This is a genomic window from Acidovorax sp. 94 (assembly GCF_003634645.1).
Taxonomy (GTDB): Bacteria; Pseudomonadota; Gammaproteobacteria; order Burkholderiales; family Burkholderiaceae_C; genus Acidovorax; species Acidovorax facilis.
This window is the reverse complement of the sequence record NZ_RBJA01000001.1, coordinates 3821606-3839140: the sequence shown is the minus strand read 5'-3', so window position 1 is coordinate 3839140 and position 17535 is coordinate 3821606. Positions and strand designations below refer to the sequence as shown.

The window sequence follows — 17535 nt, the reverse complement described above, 5'->3', positions numbered from 1 at the left end:
ACAGGCGGCGTCAAGGCCGCGTCGGACAAGCCATGGCTGTGCCGCTCGCGTCGTAGCAGGTGGCGCTGCGGCTCAAGCCGCTGTCCTTGCTGTAGCTGCTCTGCGTCTGCACGCTGTTGCCGGTGGCCGCACTGGTGGCGGTGGTGCTGCGGGCCTGCTCCACGCTGCCGTCGGCATTGCGGCTCGCCCCGCCGCTGCTGTGCAGGCTGCCCTGGGCATTCTGGGCGGACACCGTGCCGCTGTGGCTGGCGCTGCCGTCAACACTGCGGGTGGTGCTGCCCTGGCGTGCGGCCACCCCGCCCTGCACGCCGACTGCGGCGCCGCGGCGGGTCACGCTGCCGTTGCCCTGCCCATCGGTGGTGGCGGTGCGGCCGCGCAGCATCGCGCCGTTCGGGCCACTGCGGGCCACGCCGGTGTGGGTGGTGGTACTGCCATCGGCGTTGTGTTCCACACTGCGGCGGGTGCGGGCGTTGGCGTCTGCCGGGGCGGCCAATGCCAGCAAGGCAGCCAGCAGCACGGCCATGGAGGCCGAGAACATCAAAACGCCCGCTGCCATCGCGGGGCGCTGCAACAGGTCGTGCACGGTGGGGCGGTTCAGCGGGGTCATGGCGGCAGCTCCTTGGTAAGTCGGTGAACAGGTACCGACTGTGGCGGGCAGGTGTGTGCCAGTGATGGCAAACGCGCGCCCAGGTATGACAAACCATGACAGACGCCAGTGGCAACGCCATGCCTTGTCATGGCCGGGAGTGCATGCGCGCGGCAACCGCCTACCATTGGCAAACGCTGTCGCCTTTTGCCTACTCGCCCCCTTTGGTACCCATGACCGACCCCCTGGCCAAAATCCTGGTCGCCGATGACGAGCCCGACCTGCGTGCCCTGCTGCAGCGCTACCTCAGCGACCAGGGCTACACCGTGCGCACGGTCGATGGGGCGGGCCCGCTGGATGTGCTGCTGCAGCGCGAGCGCTTCGATGTGCTGGTGCTCGACGTGATGATGCCCGGCGAGGACGGCCTGGCCATCTGCCGCCGCCTGCGCGCACAGGGCGAGACCATTCCCATCCTGATGCTCACCGCACGCGGCGACCCGGTGGACCGCATCGTGGGCCTGGAGATGGGCGCAGACGACTACCTGCCCAAGCCCTTCAACCCGCGCGAGCTGCTGGCCCGGATCCAGGCCATGGTGCGCCGCCAGCGCGTGCTGGGCGCCCACACCGGGCCGCGCCAGGCGGGTGGGCGAATTGTGTTTGGCGCCTTCACGCTGTGGCTGGATGAGCGCCGGCTGGAGCGCAACGACAACCACAGTCAGGGTGCGCAGGACGTGCCCCTGACCACCGGCGAGTTCGCACTGCTGCAGGCGCTGGCCCAGCAGCCACACCGACCGCTCGGGCGCGACCGGCTTATCGCGCTGGCCTATGGGCCCGACCACACCGCCACCGACCGCAGCATCGACGTGCAGGTGATGCGCCTGCGCAAGCTCATCGAGGCAGACCCGGCCCAGCCGCGCCACATCCGCACGGTGTGGGGCGTGGGCTATGTGTTTGTGCCCGATGGCGCTGCGCCGGGCGGGGGGCGCCAGCCATGATGGCCTTTGCAACCACCCGCCGCTGGGGGCTCTGGCCACGCAGCCTGCTCGGGCGCAACCTGCTGCTGATGGCCGCGCTCATCGTGCTGGGGCAGCTGGTGGCGGCGGTGCTGGTGCGGCAGATGATCTTCAAGCCCCGTGTGGCGCAGGTGGCCGATGGCGTGGCGCGCAATGTGGCCGCGCTGCGTGCGGGGCTGCAGGCACTGTCCCCGGCGCAGCGTGTGGCATTTGTCGAGGCGTTCAACCGGCAGGCCGTGTTGTCCGCACCGCCGGCTGCGCCGGAGAGCGCTGCGCGGCGTGCGCTGCTGTCGCCCCTGGAGCGGCAGTTTGTGCAGGCCGTGTCGCGCCGTCTGGGTGCGGACGATGCTGCAACACAGACACCGCGACCGACGCAGCCGCCGCAACCGATATGGCGCCGCGACAGCACCGGCGTGCTGTCCCTGCGTGTGGTGCACGAGGGCGCGGAGGGGCCCGAGAGCTATTGGCTCAACCTGCCCAGCGTGTTCCCCAGCCGTGAGTTCACCGGCGCCTGGCTGGTGGCCACACTGGCCAGCATGCTGCTGGCGTTGCTGGGCGCGTGGTGGCTGCAGCGCCATATCAACCGCCCGCTGGTGCAGGTGGTGGGCGCGGCGCAGCAACTGGCGCACGGCCAGTCGCCCGCAACCCTGCCGGATGATGGGCCTGAAGAAATCGCCACCGTGGCGCGCAGCTTTAACCAGATGGCGCAGAGCCTGGCCGCCGCCGACCACGAGCGTGCACTGATGCTGGCCGGTGTGTCGCACGACCTGCGCACGCCGCTGACCAAGCTGCGCCTGGGGGTGGAGATTGCGGGTCCGCAGGTCGATGCGCCGCTGGCGGCCAGCATGGCGCGCAGCATTGACGAGATGGATGGCATCGTGGGCCAATTCCTTCAGTTCGCACGCAGCGGTGAGGCCGAGGCGCCCACCACCGCATCGCTCAACGACCTGGCCCAGGCCGTGGCCGAGGCGCAGGCCGACCATGGCCGCGCGCTGGTGCTGGAACTGGGTGCCCTGCCCGACGTGCCCGTGCGCCCCCAGGCCCTGCGCCGCGCGCTGGACAACCTGGTGGAAAACGCCTGGCGCCACGGTGCGCCGCCGGTGGTGTTGCGCACGGGGGCAGACGCCACCCAGGTATGGCTGGAGGTGCAGGACCAGGGCCCCGGCATCACCGCCGAAGAGATCGACCGCATGCGCCAGCCTTTTGCACGTGGCGGCGGCACGGCGCGTGCGGGCGCACCGGGGGCCGGGCTCGGGCTGGCGATTGCCGAGCGCGTGGCGCGCACCCATGGGGGTGCGCTGGAGTTGCACAGCGCCCTCGGCCAGGGGCTGCGTGCGCGGCTGGTGCTGCCGGTGGCGGTGGTGTAGAGCCCACGCAGGTGGGGCTTTTTTGTGAGCAGAGCCCAAAAACCAAGAAACCTAAAGAGCGCTGTTTTCGACGCTCTACACCTACACCGCCGCCCCCAGCGCAGCGCTCTCTAGCGCCGCGTGATGCACCTGCCACCCAGGCAGGTGCCGCGCCACCAAGGCCCAGAACGCGCGGGTGTGGCTCTTTTCTACCGTGTGGCACAGCTCGTGCACGATCACGTAGTCCAGCACGCTGGCAGGTAGCTCCATCACACGCGGGTGGAACTCCAGCACGTTATGTGTGTTGCAGTGGGCCCAGCGGGCCTGGAACGTGCGAACGCGCACCCCATGGGCCTGCAGGCCCGTCTGCCGCTCCCAGTGGCGCACGCGCAGCGGCAGTTTGCCCAGCGCGCGCTGGCGGTAGAAGTCCTCAAGCAACGGCGTCAGCACCGGGGGCGCCACGCTGCGGCCCGTGGGGCACTCCAGCACAAAGCGCGACGCAGTGAACGTGAGCCGCGGCAGGGGCAGCCCCGGCACATGGCGCACCTCGGTAAACCAGGTGCGCCCGGCATAACGCAGGCGGCTGCCGGTAATCACATCACCCGGCACCTGGGGTTGCTCCACCTGTGCCTGCTTGTCGCGGATCCAGCGCGCGCGCTGGCGCACCAGCGCTTCTTGCTCGGCCAGCTCCACGCGCGGGCCGCGCAGCAGCACCGGCTGGCCGCGCTCCACCGTCACGTAGTGGCGCTTCAGGCGCGAATCCGCACGAAAGCACCACGCAATGCGCGTCTGCCCGTACTGCAGCGTGTGAATGGGGGCCGCCATCTCAGTTTTTGAGCAGGATGTCCAGAACGCGCCCCGCGTGGTCGCGCGCCACGCTGCGCTCCCAACCTGCCAGCGGCACGAGCAACTGGCGCAGCAGGTCTTTCAGGTCGGGGTGCAGTTGCGGCATTTGCTTCCAGTTGGCCGCCAGGGTGCGGGCCAGTTCTGCATTGGCAAACAACTGCGCAGTGGCCGCCTTGGCGGTGTCGGCATCCAGCACCGTGCCCAGGTAGTGGTACACGGCAGACTGGGCGGCCGATGCAAAGCCCGTGTTGTCCTTGTCGCGAATGCGTGCCCCAAACAGCTCCAGCTGCTCCAGAAACTGCGCCTGGCTGATGCGGCCCGCCTTCTCTTCAGCCAGCAGCCGGTCCAGCTCCTCGGCCAGCTTGTCAAAAAAGCCGGGGTCTTTGTCGCGCCCGGTGGCAATGGTGTGCTTGAGCTGGTTCTTCATCACCAGCGCCTGGCTGCCGGGGCTGGCCAGCGCCTTCAGCCGCGCCATGTCGCCCGCGTTCAGGATGGACACCTCCTTGCCCAGCAGGCTGCGCGCCGGGCTGGCGTCCACATGCTCGTCCAGCAGGCGCTGCAGCAGCACGCTCTCCAGCCGGGTAATGCGCTCGCGCTGCGCGCCCTCGGGCAGCTTGTCGCGCAGCATTAGACGGATCTCGGCCAGCAGCGTGAAGTAGGGCTTGAACGGCACACCGCGCACGTCCGGCAAGATGATGTCCACGCTGCGGTTGAACTGTTTGACCAGCTCCAAAAAGTCCTCCACCGCATCCAGCCGCGTGGCCGGGTCCAGAAAGCGCTCGGCGGCCAGCTTGTAGGCCTCGCGCTCGCGCACCGGGTCGTGCTGGCGGGGCAGCAGGCGCAAGATGCGTTCCAGCGTGGCTTGCAGCCGGGGCAGCTCGCTCTCCACGCTTTGCCACACCTGCTGGGGCGTCACGTCGCCGCCATACAGCTTCAGCGCCGCGTCCAGCTCGTCCACCACGCCGTGGTAGTCCACGATGTAGCCCGCGTTCTTGTGCGGCGGCAGCGTGCGGTTTACCCGCGCAATGGCTTGTAGCAGCGTGTGCTCCTTGATGGGCTTGTCCAGGTACATGGTGCCCACAATGGGCGCGTCCCAGCCCGTCAGCAGCATGTCCGACACAATCACCAGCCCCACCGGGTTGTCCGCCTGCGCAAACTGCTTGCCCACAAAGTCGGCCACCTGCTCGGCGGGCAGGGCCACGGGCTCCAGGCCCGCGTCTCGCTCCTGGCGCACCCGCTCTTCGATGGTGATGACCTTGCGCAGGTCCACCCCATATCTCGCGGCCTCTTCCTGCACCGACAGGCCCGTGCGCGCCGCCGTCATGCCCGCCAGCGATACCACCACCCGGCTCTCAAACGTCGGCAGGCCCTGTGCCGTGCGCTGCACCATCAAGGCGTCCAGCAGGTCCTTGTAGGCCACGGCCCGGTCGCGCCCGTCGCACACCAGCATGGCCTTGAGCCCCTTGGCCTGCACGTTGCTGATGAAATGCGCCACCAGGTGCGCGGCCACCTGCTGCATGCGGCCCTGGGCCTCGCGCCAGCGGCCCAGCAGAACGCGCTGCAGGGCCAGTTGCTTGGCCTCGGGCAGGTGCGCAAACTGCTCTTTGAAGGCGGCATCCAGCCCCGCGTCTGCGGCCAGCGCCACCCAGGCGTCGATGTACTTGATGGGCAGTGTTGCCCCGTCGGCCACCGCCTCGTGCAGGCGGTACTCGTCGATGTACGAACCCCCGCCAAACTCGCCCAGCGTGTGCTTGTCGTCCTGCAAAAGCGGCGTGCCGGTAAAGGCAATGAATTGGGCCTGCGGCAGGCTGGCGCGCATAAACGCCGCCAAAAAGTCGTATTGGCTGCGGTGCGCCTCGTCCACCAGCACATAAAAGTTGGGCTTGCTGCTCAGCACGCGAAAGTGCACCTTTTCACGCCCCAGCTCCACCCAATGCGGGGGCTGTAGCACGCCATCGGCATCGACCTGGCCGTGGCGCACATTGCGCTCGTACAGCATGAAAAACTCTTTGCCCTCGCGCACACGGCGGCGGCGCTCGGCGTGGCCAGGGTCATCCTCATCGGGCAGCGCCTGCGCTGCGGTGGGCGGCGCAGGGTCGGCCCCACCCTCACGTTCACCCTCCTGAAACTTCTGCACCGTGCTGGTAAACACGCTGCCATAGTCGTTGCCCAGCAACTTCACCAGCCCGTCCACCGACACCGCCTGCACCGCCTTGATACCCACGGCGTGGAAGGTGTCCAGAATCTGCTTGTCCAGGTCCTTGCGGTCCGTCAGCACCAGCACCGTTGGGTTGCCCAGGCCGGTGCTGTCGGCCCGCAGCATGCGCGCCAACAGCGCCATCGTCAGCGACTTGCCGCTGCCCTGCGTGTGCCACACCACGCCGCCCTGCGGCACAGGGGCCGTCAGGCGCTGTACCGCCTTGCGCACCGCGCGCCACTGCTGGTAGCGCGGCAGCTTCTTCACCGTGGTCCCGTCACGGGTTTCAAACAGCACAAAGTGCACCACCAGTTGCACAAAGCGGCTGGGCTCAAACAGCGCCCACAGCAACTGGTCTTGCTCGGTGGGCTCCTCACCCGGCGGCAAGCCTTGCAACCCGGCCACCGTGGCCAGCTCATCGGCCTGCAGGCGGTAGCGCGCATACGCCTCGGGCTTGTTGCCCACCGCGCCGTAGCGCCCGGCGCGGGCGTTCAGCGCCACACACACCTGGTTGAACACAAACTGCGGCCCAAAGCTGCGCTGGTAGCCGTCCAGCTGGGCCAGCGCCTCGTCCAGCCGGTGGTGGCTGGCCTTGCACTCGATGGTGGCCAGCGGCAAGCCATTGACAAACACCAACAAGTCGGGCCGGAACACCGCCCCATCGGCATTGCGGCCCACGTACTGGCTCACCACATGAAAGTCGTTGTTCGCGGCGTCTCTGGCGTCCAGCCACTGCACGCTGCGCATGCGGCCCTGGGCGTCGGCCAGCTGGATGTCGCTGCGGTGCAGCACCTGCTGCCACAGCGCCTGGTTGGCCGCCAGCAGGTCTGCCGCCAGGCCGCTGGCAATGCGCTTGCGCAGCTCCAGCAGCGCCGCACCCACCCCGCCCGGCGCAGTGGCCAGCCAGGGGTTCAGCGCCAGCAGGCGCGGGCGCAGCACATCTTCCAGCACTGGGGCCTGGTGGCGTGCATCCACCTGCACCGCACTGCCCGGCACATGCGTGTAGCCCAGCATTTGCAGCCAGGCAATGGCGGGCAGTTCCACGCCCTGTTGTTCTGCGCTCATGCGGTTTTCCAAGCTCCCTTGAATGGCTGTATTTTGCGGGGCAATGTGCAACACTTGGCCGCAGTTGCATTCGTCGCCCACATTCCATGCGCCCTGAAGTCCGCAGTCTTCCCATCCCCGCTGAAGTGAGTGCTCTGTACCTGTTTGATGTAGACCAAGCCATCAAGCAACACGCAGCTTATGCCCAGGCCAAAGCAGGTGACGTGCCGTCGGCTCTGACTTTGGTGAGCGACATTGCGTTAGCGCAGATCTACCAACACCGTGACCGTTTTCCTGCCGATTGCATCTTTGTCGCGCCGCATGCCAAGGAAGCCAGCGGTGACAATGCCATCCCACAGGTGCTTGCCGAAGTAGCTGCAATCGTTTGCGGGGCAAAGGCCGACCAGAACATCGTCCAAACGACCAAGGTGTACCATACCGGCGCAGACCCGATGGAACGGCTGATCTCCCGCCCTGCTTTTGAGGGGGCCGTAAATGCCGGAGCGCGTTACGTGCTTGTGGATGATGTGACCAGCCTGGGTGGAACCCTCGCAGAGCTTGCGCACTACATACAGGCGCAAGGGGGCGTGGTTCACGATGTCTTTGTACTTGTGAACGCAGGGCGAAAGAAATCACTGCACGCAGACCGCATGGTGCTGCGAAAACTGGAAACGAGGTATGCCCATGAAATCCCAGACATCTTTGGCATCGAAGTCCGCGCACTCACAGCCAACGAAGCACAGTACCTCGTGGGCTTCCGTACCGTTGACGAGCTCCGAAATCGAGTCGCTAAGGCAGGGCAAGAGATCCATCTCCGCCTACGTGCAAAGGGAATTCGCCACGGTGGTCCAGCCCAAGCTTGACCAACTGAAAAAGCAGACAGCCTGAGAGGCTGTTTAATTCCTCCTCACTCATTCACCCCAGCCACCGGCCCCAGACTGAACCCACCCGCCTTGCGCAGTGCCGTGTAGCTTTCGGTATAGCTGCGCTTGTAGCCGGGGCCCAGCCATACGGGTTTTTGAATCAAACCGTCGCACACCCAGCGGCCCTTCAGTGGCACCAGCGCGGCCTGCATGACCAGGCCGCTGCCCATCACATAGCCCTCGCCCGCGTCGATGGTGCGCAGCGGCTGCGTGAGGCCCAGCACGCCATAGGCGCGGGTGGCCGCGTCGTCCAGCAGCACCGAATAGCCGCGTGTGTCCTTGAGGTGCACCCAGCGGCCAAACTGGCTTTGGGCAACAGCGTCCAGCATCTCGGCGTCGGTCTGGGGGTGCTTTTGGCGGTAGCGGTCCAGCAGCGTGCGGTCGGCCAAAAAGCGGGCGCGGCCCTTGTTCAGCAAGGGGATGACCGCCAGACCCTTGGTTTCCTGGGGCGTCAGTAGGCTTCCCAAGAAATGCATATAGGCTGCGATAAAGCGCTGCGCGGTAGGCTTGTCAATCACCATGCGGCGGCTCGCATCGGTGTGCGTTGTATTGGTAAAACTAGCGGGGTGCCAAGTTCTACAAGGCCCGTCATGCAGGGGCCTCTTCGTGCGCAGTTGCCTGCGCAGCCGCATCCACCTGCACCCGCCACTGGCCGGTGAGCAGCTTTTGCATCAGGCCGCGTTTGAGGGATTGGTAGTGGGCTTGTTGGGTGGTGAGTACTTCAAGTTTGTCGTCAATAGAACCCAAACTGCCAGCAATGTGCGCTTGCTCTGCAAGCGGTGGCAGCCCGAATGCGAAAGGACGCAGCACTTGCAAGTTGATGTTTTTCTGCGCGTTCTGCGTTGACTGGCTGTCAAAGTACTCCTTACTGTTCTTGAGCAAGTAGTAGAGCCACATGCCATCGCACTCAGCACTGCTTGGAAGGATTCCCACCAAGCTATCCGGGCACGCCATTGGTATCTTTGCCATCGCAACGTCGCCAATGTTGGCGGCTATGGTGATGAAGATCGTACCCACTGGGAACAGGCGGCTGACGGTCAAACCAGCTTCGTTGATGAACTGCGAGCTTTGGCTGACGTAGCGGGTCGCCCCAGCAATGTCGCCTGTCTGAATAAACGGAATGTCGCCCGCTTCAAAGTACTGAGGATCATTGCGCGGCCGTGCGGAGAATTTGCCACGCTCCACATTGGCCACTTGCTCCAACGTCGTCACCCGCCACCCCACCGGAATCCGCCCCAGCTCGGTGTCTTGAAACTCGGTGTGCGGGTGCCAGCGGCCTTGGGCGTCTGGGGTGCCTGCACCACGGGTGAAGAGGGTTTGCATCAGGCCCTGTTTGAGGGCCTGGGTGGCGCTGATCTGGCGGGCGATCAGGTCCAGCTTGTCGTCCACGGCGGTGAGGATGGCGGCGATTTTTTGTTGTTCGGGGAAAGGTGTATGAGGCGTAGGCAGCGTGAGCAGAACATCTTTGGAAATGTTCTTCATACTGTTGCTCGTTCCAGTTGCTCCCGCAGCGATCAAACTTTTGATGGCAGGCAACTGCAGCCAGTACGACAACCAGCGTTGCGAGTGCGGGCAATCAGAAGGAACGGTTTGCCATAGCCGATCCGGCAGGAACAGATGCGGTTGCGCTGTCGGCACATACCCAGACTCCCCGACAAGGGCCGGAGTGTTCATTCGACTGATCACAACGCGGTCCGCGAGAATCGGCGAAGCGACGCGGTCAACATCTTCGGGAACAACGACCTTGTGCTGGTGCGCGAAGAACTTGCCGCCCAATACGGCGCTGGTTTTCAAGACGCCCACCTGCCCATCCAGACAGCCTGTTTCTGTCTCGTTTGCATTGACACTCACACCTGCTTGAAGTGCAGCAACAAAGTCCCCCAGCTTGCCAAGCGTCCACTCCACCGGAATCCAACCCACCGCAGTCTCCTTGTACCCCGGCTTGCCCACCCCGCTCACAACCCACCCTCCACCAACCCCAGCTCCGCCAAATACCCATTCAACCGCGCATCCACCGCCTTCTCTTCCTCGGCCAGTTCGCGCAGCAGCGCCAGGGTGGCGGGCACGTCCACCACGTCTTCCTTTTGCCCGTTGTCGATGTAGCGGGCGATGTTGAGGTTGCCGTCGTTGGCGCGGATTTCGTCCAGGGGGACCACGCGGCAGTAGTGGTCAACCTCCGCTTGTTTTTCAAACGCGGCTTGGTGGGTGGTGACGATGCGTTGCACATCCTCGGGCCGCAGGCTGTTTTGCGCTTTGCCTTCGGCGTAGTCGCGGCTGGCGTCGATGATGATGACTTTGCCTTGCAGGGCCGTGGGCTTTTTCTTGTTGAGCACCAGCACGCAGGCGGGGATGCCGGTGTTGTAGAACAGGGCCGATGGCAGGCCGACGATGGCCTCGATCAAATCGCCCGGCTGGTGGCCTTGGGCGGCGCTGGTGCCAAAGAGCAGGCCTTCCCGAATCTTGCCTTCCTCGCCACTGCGGAACAGCACGCCGTGCGGCAGGATGATTCCCATGCGGCCATCGGCCTTGAGGCTGGCGAGCATGTGCTGGGCAAAGGCCAGGTCGCCATAGCCGCGTGGGGGTGTGCCGTAGAGGAAGCGGCTGTAGGGGTCGGCAATGGTTTTGTAGTTGGGTGACTTGTGCTTTTTGCCGTTGTCGGCGTTTTGCTCGGTCTCGGCCTCGATCTCCAGCCGGGGCCACCAGGCTTTGGCGCTGAAGGGCGGGTTGGCAATGACGCGGTCAAAGGTTTGCAGGTGGCCGCCGCTCAGGTGCTTGGGGTCGTCGAGCGTGTCGCCGTGGGCAATGTCGGCGCGCATGTTGTGCAAATACAGGTTGAGCTTGGCGATGGCCCAGGTGCCCAGGTTTTTCTCTTGCCCAAACAGGGTGACATCGGGCTGGCCCAGCACGGTGCCGCCGGGCAGCGCGGCCACGTGGTGGGCGCTTTCGACCAGCATGCCGCCGCTGCCGCAGGTGGGGTCGTACACGCTGTGGCCGGGGCGGGGGTCGATGAGTTCGACCACCAGTTGCACGACGGCCTTGGGGGTGTAGAACTCGCCGCCTTTTTTGCCCGCGTCGTCGGCAAATTGTTTGATGAGGTATTCGTAGGCGTCGCCCAGCATGTCGGCCTTGTACAGGTCGGCGTTGCCCAGTTTGTACTGGTTGAAGTGGCGCAGCAGGCGCTGCAAGGTGGCGTCGCTCAGCACGCGCTTGTCGCCGTATTGGGTGGCGGTGAGCACGTGTTGCAGGTCGGGGTTGTGCTCTTCGATTTTGGCGAAGGCTTGGTCCAGCGCCTCGCCAATGTTTTGGGTGCGTGCGATGAGGCTGGGCCAGCGGGCGCTGGGCGGGAACTCGCCCCGGGTGGCTTGCACGTCGGCGGCGGCGGTGTGGGCGTCCAGGCCCTCAGCGGTCATGAGGTGCTGCACGCGTTCGTCAAACACGTCGTTGTAGCGCTTCAAAAACAGCAGGCCAAAGATGTAGTTCTTGAAGTCGCTGGAGTCGATGGAGCCGCGCAGGATGTTGGCGGATTCCCAGAGCCAGGTTTCGAGGGTGTCGAGGGTGAGGCGGTTGGGGGTGCTGGGTGCGGGGGCTGCAGTGGAAGCGGTGGACATGGCGGGTGGCAGCGGGTGGCCGCAGATGGCGGCCAGGCAGGCAGGTAAACCCTGAATTCTGCCGTGCCGGCAAGACGCAGGGCTGCTTCACCCTGAAATATGGATCAAATTGGCCGCCAACGCTTGATGGAAAAGCGCAAGAAGCTATCGAATTTGTAGCGAACCTGTGCTGCGCGGTGCCGTGTGATGCGCAGCACCTTCGTCCCCCAGACGGAACACCGACACCACCTGCACCAGGTCTTCGGCCTGGTTCTGCAGGCTGCTGGCGGCGGCGGCCATTTCCTCGACCAGGGCGGCGTTTTGCTGCGTGACCTGGTCCATCTGCGTCACGGCCTCGCCCACCTGGGCCACGCCCAGCGATTGTTCGTGGCTGGCCGCGCTGATCTCGCCCACGATGTCGGTCACGCGGCGGATGGACGCCACCACCTCGGTCATGGTGCTGCCCGCCCGGTCCACCAGGGCCGTACCTTGCTCCACGCGCTCCACGCTGGCGCTGATGAGGGCCTTGATCTCGCGCGCGGCCTCGGCACTGCGTCCGGCCAGGCTGCGCACTTCGCTGGCCACCACCGCAAAGCCCCGGCCCTGCTCGCCCGCGCGGGCGGCTTCCACGGCCGCGTTGAGCGCGAGGATGTTGGTCTGGAAGGCGATGGAATCGATCACGCCGATGATGTCCGAGATCTTCTGCGACGCGGCGTTGATGCCCTGCATGGTGTTGACCACCTGGGCCACGACCTCGCCGCCCTGGGTGGCCACGGTGCTCGCGCTCGCGGCCAGCTGGCTGGCCTGCTGGGCGCTGTCGGCGTTCTGGCGCACGGTGGCGTTGAGCTGCTCCATCGAGGCGGCGGTTTCTTCGAGCGCACTGGCCTGGCTTTCGGTGCGGGCCGAGAGGTCGGTATTGCCCTGGGCGATCTGCACGCTGGCCGTGGCCACGTTTTCAGAACCGTTGCGCACCTGGCGCACCACCTGCGTGAGCTGGCTGCGCATCTGCTGCAGCGCCTGCAGCAGCTGGCCGACTTCGTTGGTGCCGTGGGCCAGCGGGGCGCCGCTCAGGTCACCCTGCGCCACCGCACGTGACAGCGCCACGGCCTGCGACAGCGGCACCGTCATCGAGCGCACAAACACCAGCGCCATGCCGCAGGTGGCCGAGAGCGCTACGACCAGCGCCAGAGCCTCCCACAACAGCCCCCGCTGCAGGTCGGACACCCGGGCCTGCAGCGCCTGGTCCAGGCTGGCCATGGACAGGTTGTTGAGTGCGTTCAGCGCTTCGATGGTGCGGGTGAAGGCGTCGAAATAGTCCTTGGAAGGCAGCTGGAGTTCGCTGGCGTTGATCACATCGCGCTCGGCCATCTGCAGCGATTGCTGGATCTGGCCCTGCACGGCCTGCGCGCTGCTGCCCAGGGCGCGCTTCAAATCGGTGTTGCCCTGCAGGGCGCGGTCCAGTCCCCGGAAGGTGTCGGCCTGCAGCTCGGCCACACGCTGCTGCAGCACCAGCAGCTGGCCCTTGCCCTGGGGCGTCAGCTCGTGTTTGCCCAAGGCGCTGGCGCCTTGCGCGCGCAGCATGCCCAGCTTTTCGCCCAGCATGGGCGCCTGCACCAGCGAGGCCTGGATCAGCGCGTGCGTGTCGGCGTCGGGGTCGATCTGCAGGCCATAGGCATGCAGCAAGGATTCGTTGAGCTGCAGCAGCGACGCGATGAGCTGCGTGTGCTGCGCCGTGCTCTGGGCCTGCTCGATGCTGCGTGCGGCCACGGCCTGCTCCAGCGTGCGCCAGGTCTGCTGGGCCTGGGTCCAGGCGGCCATCTGGGTGGCGGGCACCTTGGCGGCCGCAAAGCGGGTGGTGGCATCGTCCAGCGCCGCGTTGACGGCATCGCGCGCAGCGGGGCGGCGTGCTGCCAGGGTTTCGTCGCCGCCCAGCATGCCCACCGACAGGCCCCGGTGCACCTGCATCTGCTGCACGAGGCGGGTGAGTGCCTGCGCAGGGACCATGCCCTGCGCCTCGTGGCGCGCATGGCCAATGGCGTGCAGCGCATCGCGCACCGTCAGGTAGGTGGGCAGCGCACTCATCATGAGCCCGAGGGTTCCCAGGATGAGGAATTTTTCGAGCAGGTTCAAGCGGTGAAGAAGGGACATGGCAGTAGGCGCACGGTGGGTGTGTGCGCAAAAGGGTAGACCTCAGGGGGCGGGGTGTCGGCACCCGCCGACTGGGATGCGGCCCTCCATCAGGCCGCGCGGGATGTAACGCAATGTAGGGGGCTGTTTTGAGTAGGGTTTTGACTCAGGTCAATTTTCGCCGACCTGCGGGGCGTCTTTGGAGGCATGCAGGCGGGGCGGCGGCAGAGGGCGCGCTGGAGAATAATGGCTCCAACATCCGCCCCTTGGAGCACCTGGCATGCAATCGATCACCCTGCGTTTCCTGGCGTCGCAAAGCACCCTGCCCCAGGCCGGCCGTGTGCCCGGTGGCACCGTGCTGCGCTGGGTGGACGAGGCCGGCTTTGCCTGCGCCAGCGCCTGGGCCAAGGGGCCGTGCATCACCGAGTTTGTGGGCGGCGCGCATTTTGTGCACCCCATTCGCCCGGGGGATCTGGTGGAGGTGCATGCGCGCCTGGCGTCCACCACCGACACCGCCATGCACCTGGCCGTGGAGGTGCGCAGCGGTGGCATCCATGGCGAGCCGCTGCAAGAGGTGCTGCACTGCGTAGCGGTCTACACCGCCGTGGATGCCGACGAGCAGCCCCGTGCCATCGACAAATGGAGCCCCGAAACCCCCGGCGACATGGCCCTGGCCCAGCGGGTGAAGGCACACATTGACGCTGCGCGGGCTGCGCAGTGACGGCGCCTGTATCCGGCCCTCCAGGCCCGGTAGGTGGCCCGCTGCGTGCGCGCGACCTGCTGGCCGCCCTGGTGGTGGTGGTTCTGTGGGGCGTCAACTTCGTTGCGATGAAATGGGGGCTGCGCAGCTTCAGCCCCTTTCAGCTGGGCGCCGCGCGCTACCTGTGTGCCGCCTTGCCGCTGGTGCTGCTGGTGCGCCCGCCGCGCATGCACTGGCGCTGGGTGCTGTTGTTCGGGCTGTTCCAGGGCGTGGGGCAGTTCGGTTTTCTGTTTGTCGGGCTCAAGGTGGGCATGACGGCCGGGCTGGCCAGTGTGCTGCTGCAGACGCAGGTGTTCTTCACCGCGCTGTTCGGCTTTGCACTGCTGCGCGAGCGGCCGGGGTTGCCCTTGCGGTGGGGCATGGTGCTGGCCGCGCTGGGGCTGGTGTGTTTTGCGATGAACTACGTGGGGCCGGGCTCCGGGGTGGGTGTGGCGGCGGCCACCACGCTGGCCGGTTTGCTGCTGACGCTGTGCGGCGCTGCCATGTGGGCCTCGTCCAACATCGTGGCGCGCCTGGCGCAGCAGCAAAGCCCGGGGTTTGATCCGCTGGCGTTTGTGATCTGGAGCAGCCTGGTGCCGGTGCTGCCTTTTGTGGCGCTGTCTGCCGTGTTCGACCCTGACGCCGCACGCTGGCTGCAGTGGCAAACGCTGGCGGACGTGCCCTTGCTGTCGTGGGCGGCTGTGGCCTACCTGGGCTGGGCGGCCACCATTGTTGGCTATGCGCTGTGGACCAACCTGCTGCAGCGCTACCCTGCCAACCGCGTGGCCCCCTTCAGCCTGGCGGTGCCGGTGGTGGGGCTCACCGCAGGCTGGCTGCTGCTGGACGAGGGAGTGGCGCCCTGGCAGTGGGCGGGGATTGTGCTGGTGGTGGCAGCTCTGGCCTGTGTGGTGCTGGGGCCAAAAATACAAGCAAAAATGGCCTCTAGCGCTTGATAGATAAGCGCTAGAAGCTATTAAATTTATAGTATCTGAATAGGAAGAGGCGGGGGCTCCTGCCACCCACCGCCTCTGCAGTGCGCCTGTTGCGCCGCTACTGAGCTGTTGCTAAGCGCTTACAGCGCCCTGCGCCGCGCGAACCGCACCACCGTCACGCCCGCGCGCGCCTGGCGCACCGACGGCATCACCAGCACGCAGTTGTCATACGGCGTGGTCACCGGCACACCGTCGTTGTCGCCAATCACGGTGCCAGCCTTTTCAAACAGCTCCAGCCCCGTGTAGGGCGCCACAAAGCGGAAGGCGCTGCTGGTGGCCACCACGGGGCCGGTCACCTCCAGCGCCCACTGGCGGGGCGCATCGGGCAGGCGCCAGCCGGGCAGTTGCTGCGCCAGGGCGTCGGCGCTCAGGGCGCCGGACTGTTCGATGAAGCGCACGCACTGGTCCTGCGCCACGACGCGGCTGGCCGGGTCGCCATGGAAGCCACATTCAATGAGCAGCGAACGGGTGCTGTTGCCGTTGTGGTCCTCCAGCGCGCCAAACCGGCCGTAGTCGCGCATGCGCACGCCGTCCTTGTGGCCCGCATCCACCACGATGTGCTCGGGCGAGCGCATGGCCCGCGCCAGCTCCAGGTTGCGCGGCTGGATGCCGGTGAGCAGCAGCGGGGCCGAGGGCTCGTGCATCGAGTGGATGTCGAGCAGCCAGTCGGCCTGCGCCACAAACGGGCGCAGCGCGGCGGCGCGGCGGCGCTCGTTGGTATCGGCTGCGTTGATGCGCTCGTCCAGCCATTGGCGGTTGAGGTCTTCGTCGGTGAAGCGCGAGGCGTCGTGGTTGCTCGCGTCAAACCGGTCGAACGCATCGAGGTTGCAGAACGCCAGCGTGAGCGTGCCCTGCTGCGGCCGCACGCCCGCTTCGAGCAGGCCCTTCAAGGCCCAGGCGCCGCACAGCTCGTTGCCATGCACCAGCGCGCTGACCATCACGTGGCGGCCGGGTTCGCCCGAGTCGAAATGCCAGACGCCTTCGGTGCCGGTGTTGCCAACGCGCCAGGCGGTGATGTCGGGCGCGGGCAGCTCGAAGGCCAGCGGTGGAACGGCCGTGTTTTGGGGGGCGGTGCTGCTGCTCATTCTTCGATCTTGGCGAATTCCACAATCTTCTTGTACTTGGCGACTTCGGCCGCCAGGAACTGGTCGATGTTGACCGTGGTCGCAGCCACGGTGGAGCCGCTGGCTTCCATCTTCTTCTTGAACTCGGGCGACTGCAGGGTGTCGTTCAGCGCCTTCTTCACCTTGTCGAACACCGGCTTGGGCAGGTTGGCCGGGCCCATCAGCGCAAACCACACGCCAATGTCCACGTTCTTGTACTGCGGGGTTTCGGCCAGGGCCGGGATGTCCGGTGTGGCGGCGGAGCGTTTGGCTTCGGTGGTGCCCAGGGCGATCACCTTGCCGCTCTTGATGTGTGGCAGGCCGCTGGAGAGCACGAACACGCCGTATTCCAGGTTGTTGCCCATGAGGTCGTTGGTGAGCGGCGCGACGCCCCGGTAAGGGATGTGCGTCATGAAGAGCTTGCCCTGCTCCTTGACCATCTCGCCCGCCAGGTGCAGCGAGGTGCCCACGCCCGAACTGCCGTAGCTGAACTTGCCCGGGTTCTTGGACACCTTCTGCGTGAACTCGGCCAGGTTCTTCACGCCCGCGCCGGTGGATGCCACCAGCACCAGCGGTTGCGAGGCGATGAGGCCGATGGCGGTGAAGTCCTTCACGTCGTACTTCACCTTCTTGGTCACCAGCTTGTTGATGGCAATCTCGTTGCTGGCGCCCACCAGAAAGGTGTAGCCGTCGGGTGCGCTGCTCGCCACCTTCTGTGCACCAATCGCGCCGCCTGCGCCGCCGATGTTTTCAATCACCACCGGTACGCCCAGCTTGGCACTCAGCTCCAGGGCCACGTTGCGGCCGGTCAGGTCGGTGCTGCCGCCGGGTGGGTAGCCCACCACAATGGTGATGGGTTTGGAGGGATACACATCCTGTGCGAACGCAGGGGCCGCCAAGAGGGCCATGCCACACAGCAAGGCGGTGCGGCGCAGGGAGGGAGTGTTTTGCATGCGGGGCTCCAGTGAAGTTCTTGTGGGTGGAGCCATTGTGAAAAGGCGGGCACACGTCTGTGGTGCTGAAATGGCACCG

General features: G+C 66.2%; 14 protein-coding genes. 5 read left to right on the top strand and 9 right to left on the bottom strand.

Annotated features, from left to right (window positions below):
- Positions 1 to 10: 10 nt before the first annotated feature.
- Positions 11 to 607, bottom strand: a complete 597-nt coding sequence (locus C8C94_RS17690; protein WP_121421637.1) for a hypothetical protein — start codon at positions 605 to 607, stop codon at positions 11 to 13.
- Between the two features lie 212 nt (positions 608 to 819).
- On the opposite strand from C8C94_RS17690, the gene ompR reads away from it, so the two are divergent.
- Together ompR and C8C94_RS17680 are read left to right on the top strand one after the other, a co-directional pair.
- Positions 820 to 1581 (top strand): two-component system response regulator OmpR, encoded by a 762-nt coding sequence (gene ompR, locus C8C94_RS17685; protein WP_121422944.1) that lies wholly within the window; start codon positions 820 to 822, stop codon positions 1579 to 1581.
- Positions 1578 to 2966 (top strand): ATP-binding protein, encoded by a 1389-nt coding sequence (locus C8C94_RS17680; protein ID WP_121421636.1) that lies wholly within the window; start codon positions 1578 to 1580, stop codon positions 2964 to 2966. The genes ompR and C8C94_RS17680 overlap by 4 nt, the downstream gene beginning before the upstream one ends.
- An 81-nt stretch (positions 2967 to 3047) precedes the next feature.
- Here the strand turns inward: C8C94_RS17680 and C8C94_RS17675 are convergent, their stop codons facing one another.
- Positions 3048 to 3770: a M48 family metallopeptidase gene (locus C8C94_RS17675; RefSeq protein ID WP_233573503.1), complete on the bottom strand. Its 723-nt coding sequence runs from the start codon at positions 3768 to 3770 to the stop codon at positions 3048 to 3050.
- A 1-nt stretch (position 3771) separates the two neighbouring features.
- On the bottom strand, positions 3772 to 7053 hold the full coding sequence (locus C8C94_RS17670) for a type I restriction endonuclease subunit R (RefSeq protein ID WP_121422942.1): 3282 nt from the start codon (positions 7051 to 7053) through the stop codon (positions 3772 to 3774).
- 86 nt (positions 7054 to 7139) lie between these two features.
- Here C8C94_RS17670 and C8C94_RS17665 point away from each other — a divergent pair, with 86 nt between their 5' ends.
- Positions 7140 to 7895, top strand: coding sequence for a conjugal transfer protein TraN (locus C8C94_RS17665; RefSeq protein WP_121421635.1), 756 nt, complete (start codon positions 7140 to 7142; stop codon positions 7893 to 7895).
- A 44-nt stretch (positions 7896 to 7939) separates the two neighbouring features.
- Here the strand turns inward: C8C94_RS17665 and C8C94_RS17660 are convergent, their stop codons facing one another.
- The 4 genes from C8C94_RS17660 to C8C94_RS17645 form a co-directional block, all read right to left on the bottom strand.
- Positions 7940 to 8431, bottom strand: a complete 492-nt coding sequence (locus C8C94_RS17660) for a hypothetical protein (RefSeq protein WP_158603833.1) — start codon at positions 8429 to 8431, stop codon at positions 7940 to 7942.
- A gap of 112 nt (positions 8432 to 8543) precedes the next feature.
- Positions 8544 to 9875, bottom strand: a complete 1332-nt coding sequence (locus C8C94_RS17655) for a restriction endonuclease subunit S (RefSeq protein WP_199731283.1) — start codon at positions 9873 to 9875, stop codon at positions 8544 to 8546.
- A gap of 35 nt (positions 9876 to 9910) precedes the next feature.
- Complete coding sequence (locus C8C94_RS17650) at positions 9911 to 11563, bottom strand: class I SAM-dependent DNA methyltransferase (RefSeq protein ID WP_121421633.1); 1653 nt, start codon at positions 11561 to 11563, stop codon at positions 9911 to 9913.
- 144 nt (positions 11564 to 11707) lie between these two features.
- Entirely contained in the window at positions 11708 to 13690 is a 1983-nt protein-coding gene (locus tag C8C94_RS17645; RefSeq protein ID WP_121421632.1) for a methyl-accepting chemotaxis protein, read from the bottom strand.
- 259 nt (positions 13691 to 13949) lie between these two features.
- Between C8C94_RS17645 and C8C94_RS17640 the strand changes: the two genes are divergently transcribed.
- Together C8C94_RS17640 and C8C94_RS17635 are read left to right on the top strand one after the other, a co-directional pair.
- A complete protein-coding gene (locus tag C8C94_RS17640; RefSeq protein WP_055400328.1) occupies positions 13950 to 14390 on the top strand; it encodes an acyl-CoA thioesterase in 441 nt (146 codons plus the stop codon).
- A complete protein-coding gene (locus tag C8C94_RS17635; RefSeq protein ID WP_228897157.1) occupies positions 14387 to 15361 on the top strand; it encodes an EamA family transporter in 975 nt (324 codons plus the stop codon). Before C8C94_RS17640 ends, C8C94_RS17635 begins: the two co-directional genes overlap by 4 nt.
- Before the next feature lie 119 nt (positions 15362 to 15480).
- Here the strand turns inward: C8C94_RS17635 and C8C94_RS17630 are convergent, their stop codons facing one another.
- On the bottom strand, positions 15481 to 16485 hold the full coding sequence (locus C8C94_RS17630) for a succinylglutamate desuccinylase/aspartoacylase family protein (RefSeq protein ID WP_121421631.1): 1005 nt from the start codon (positions 16483 to 16485) through the stop codon (positions 15481 to 15483).
- On the bottom strand, positions 16482 to 17456 hold the full coding sequence (locus C8C94_RS17625) for a tripartite tricarboxylate transporter substrate binding protein (protein WP_121421630.1): 975 nt from the start codon (positions 17454 to 17456) through the stop codon (positions 16482 to 16484). The genes C8C94_RS17630 and C8C94_RS17625 overlap by 4 nt, the downstream gene beginning before the upstream one ends.
- Positions 17457 to 17535: the final 79 nt, after the last annotated feature.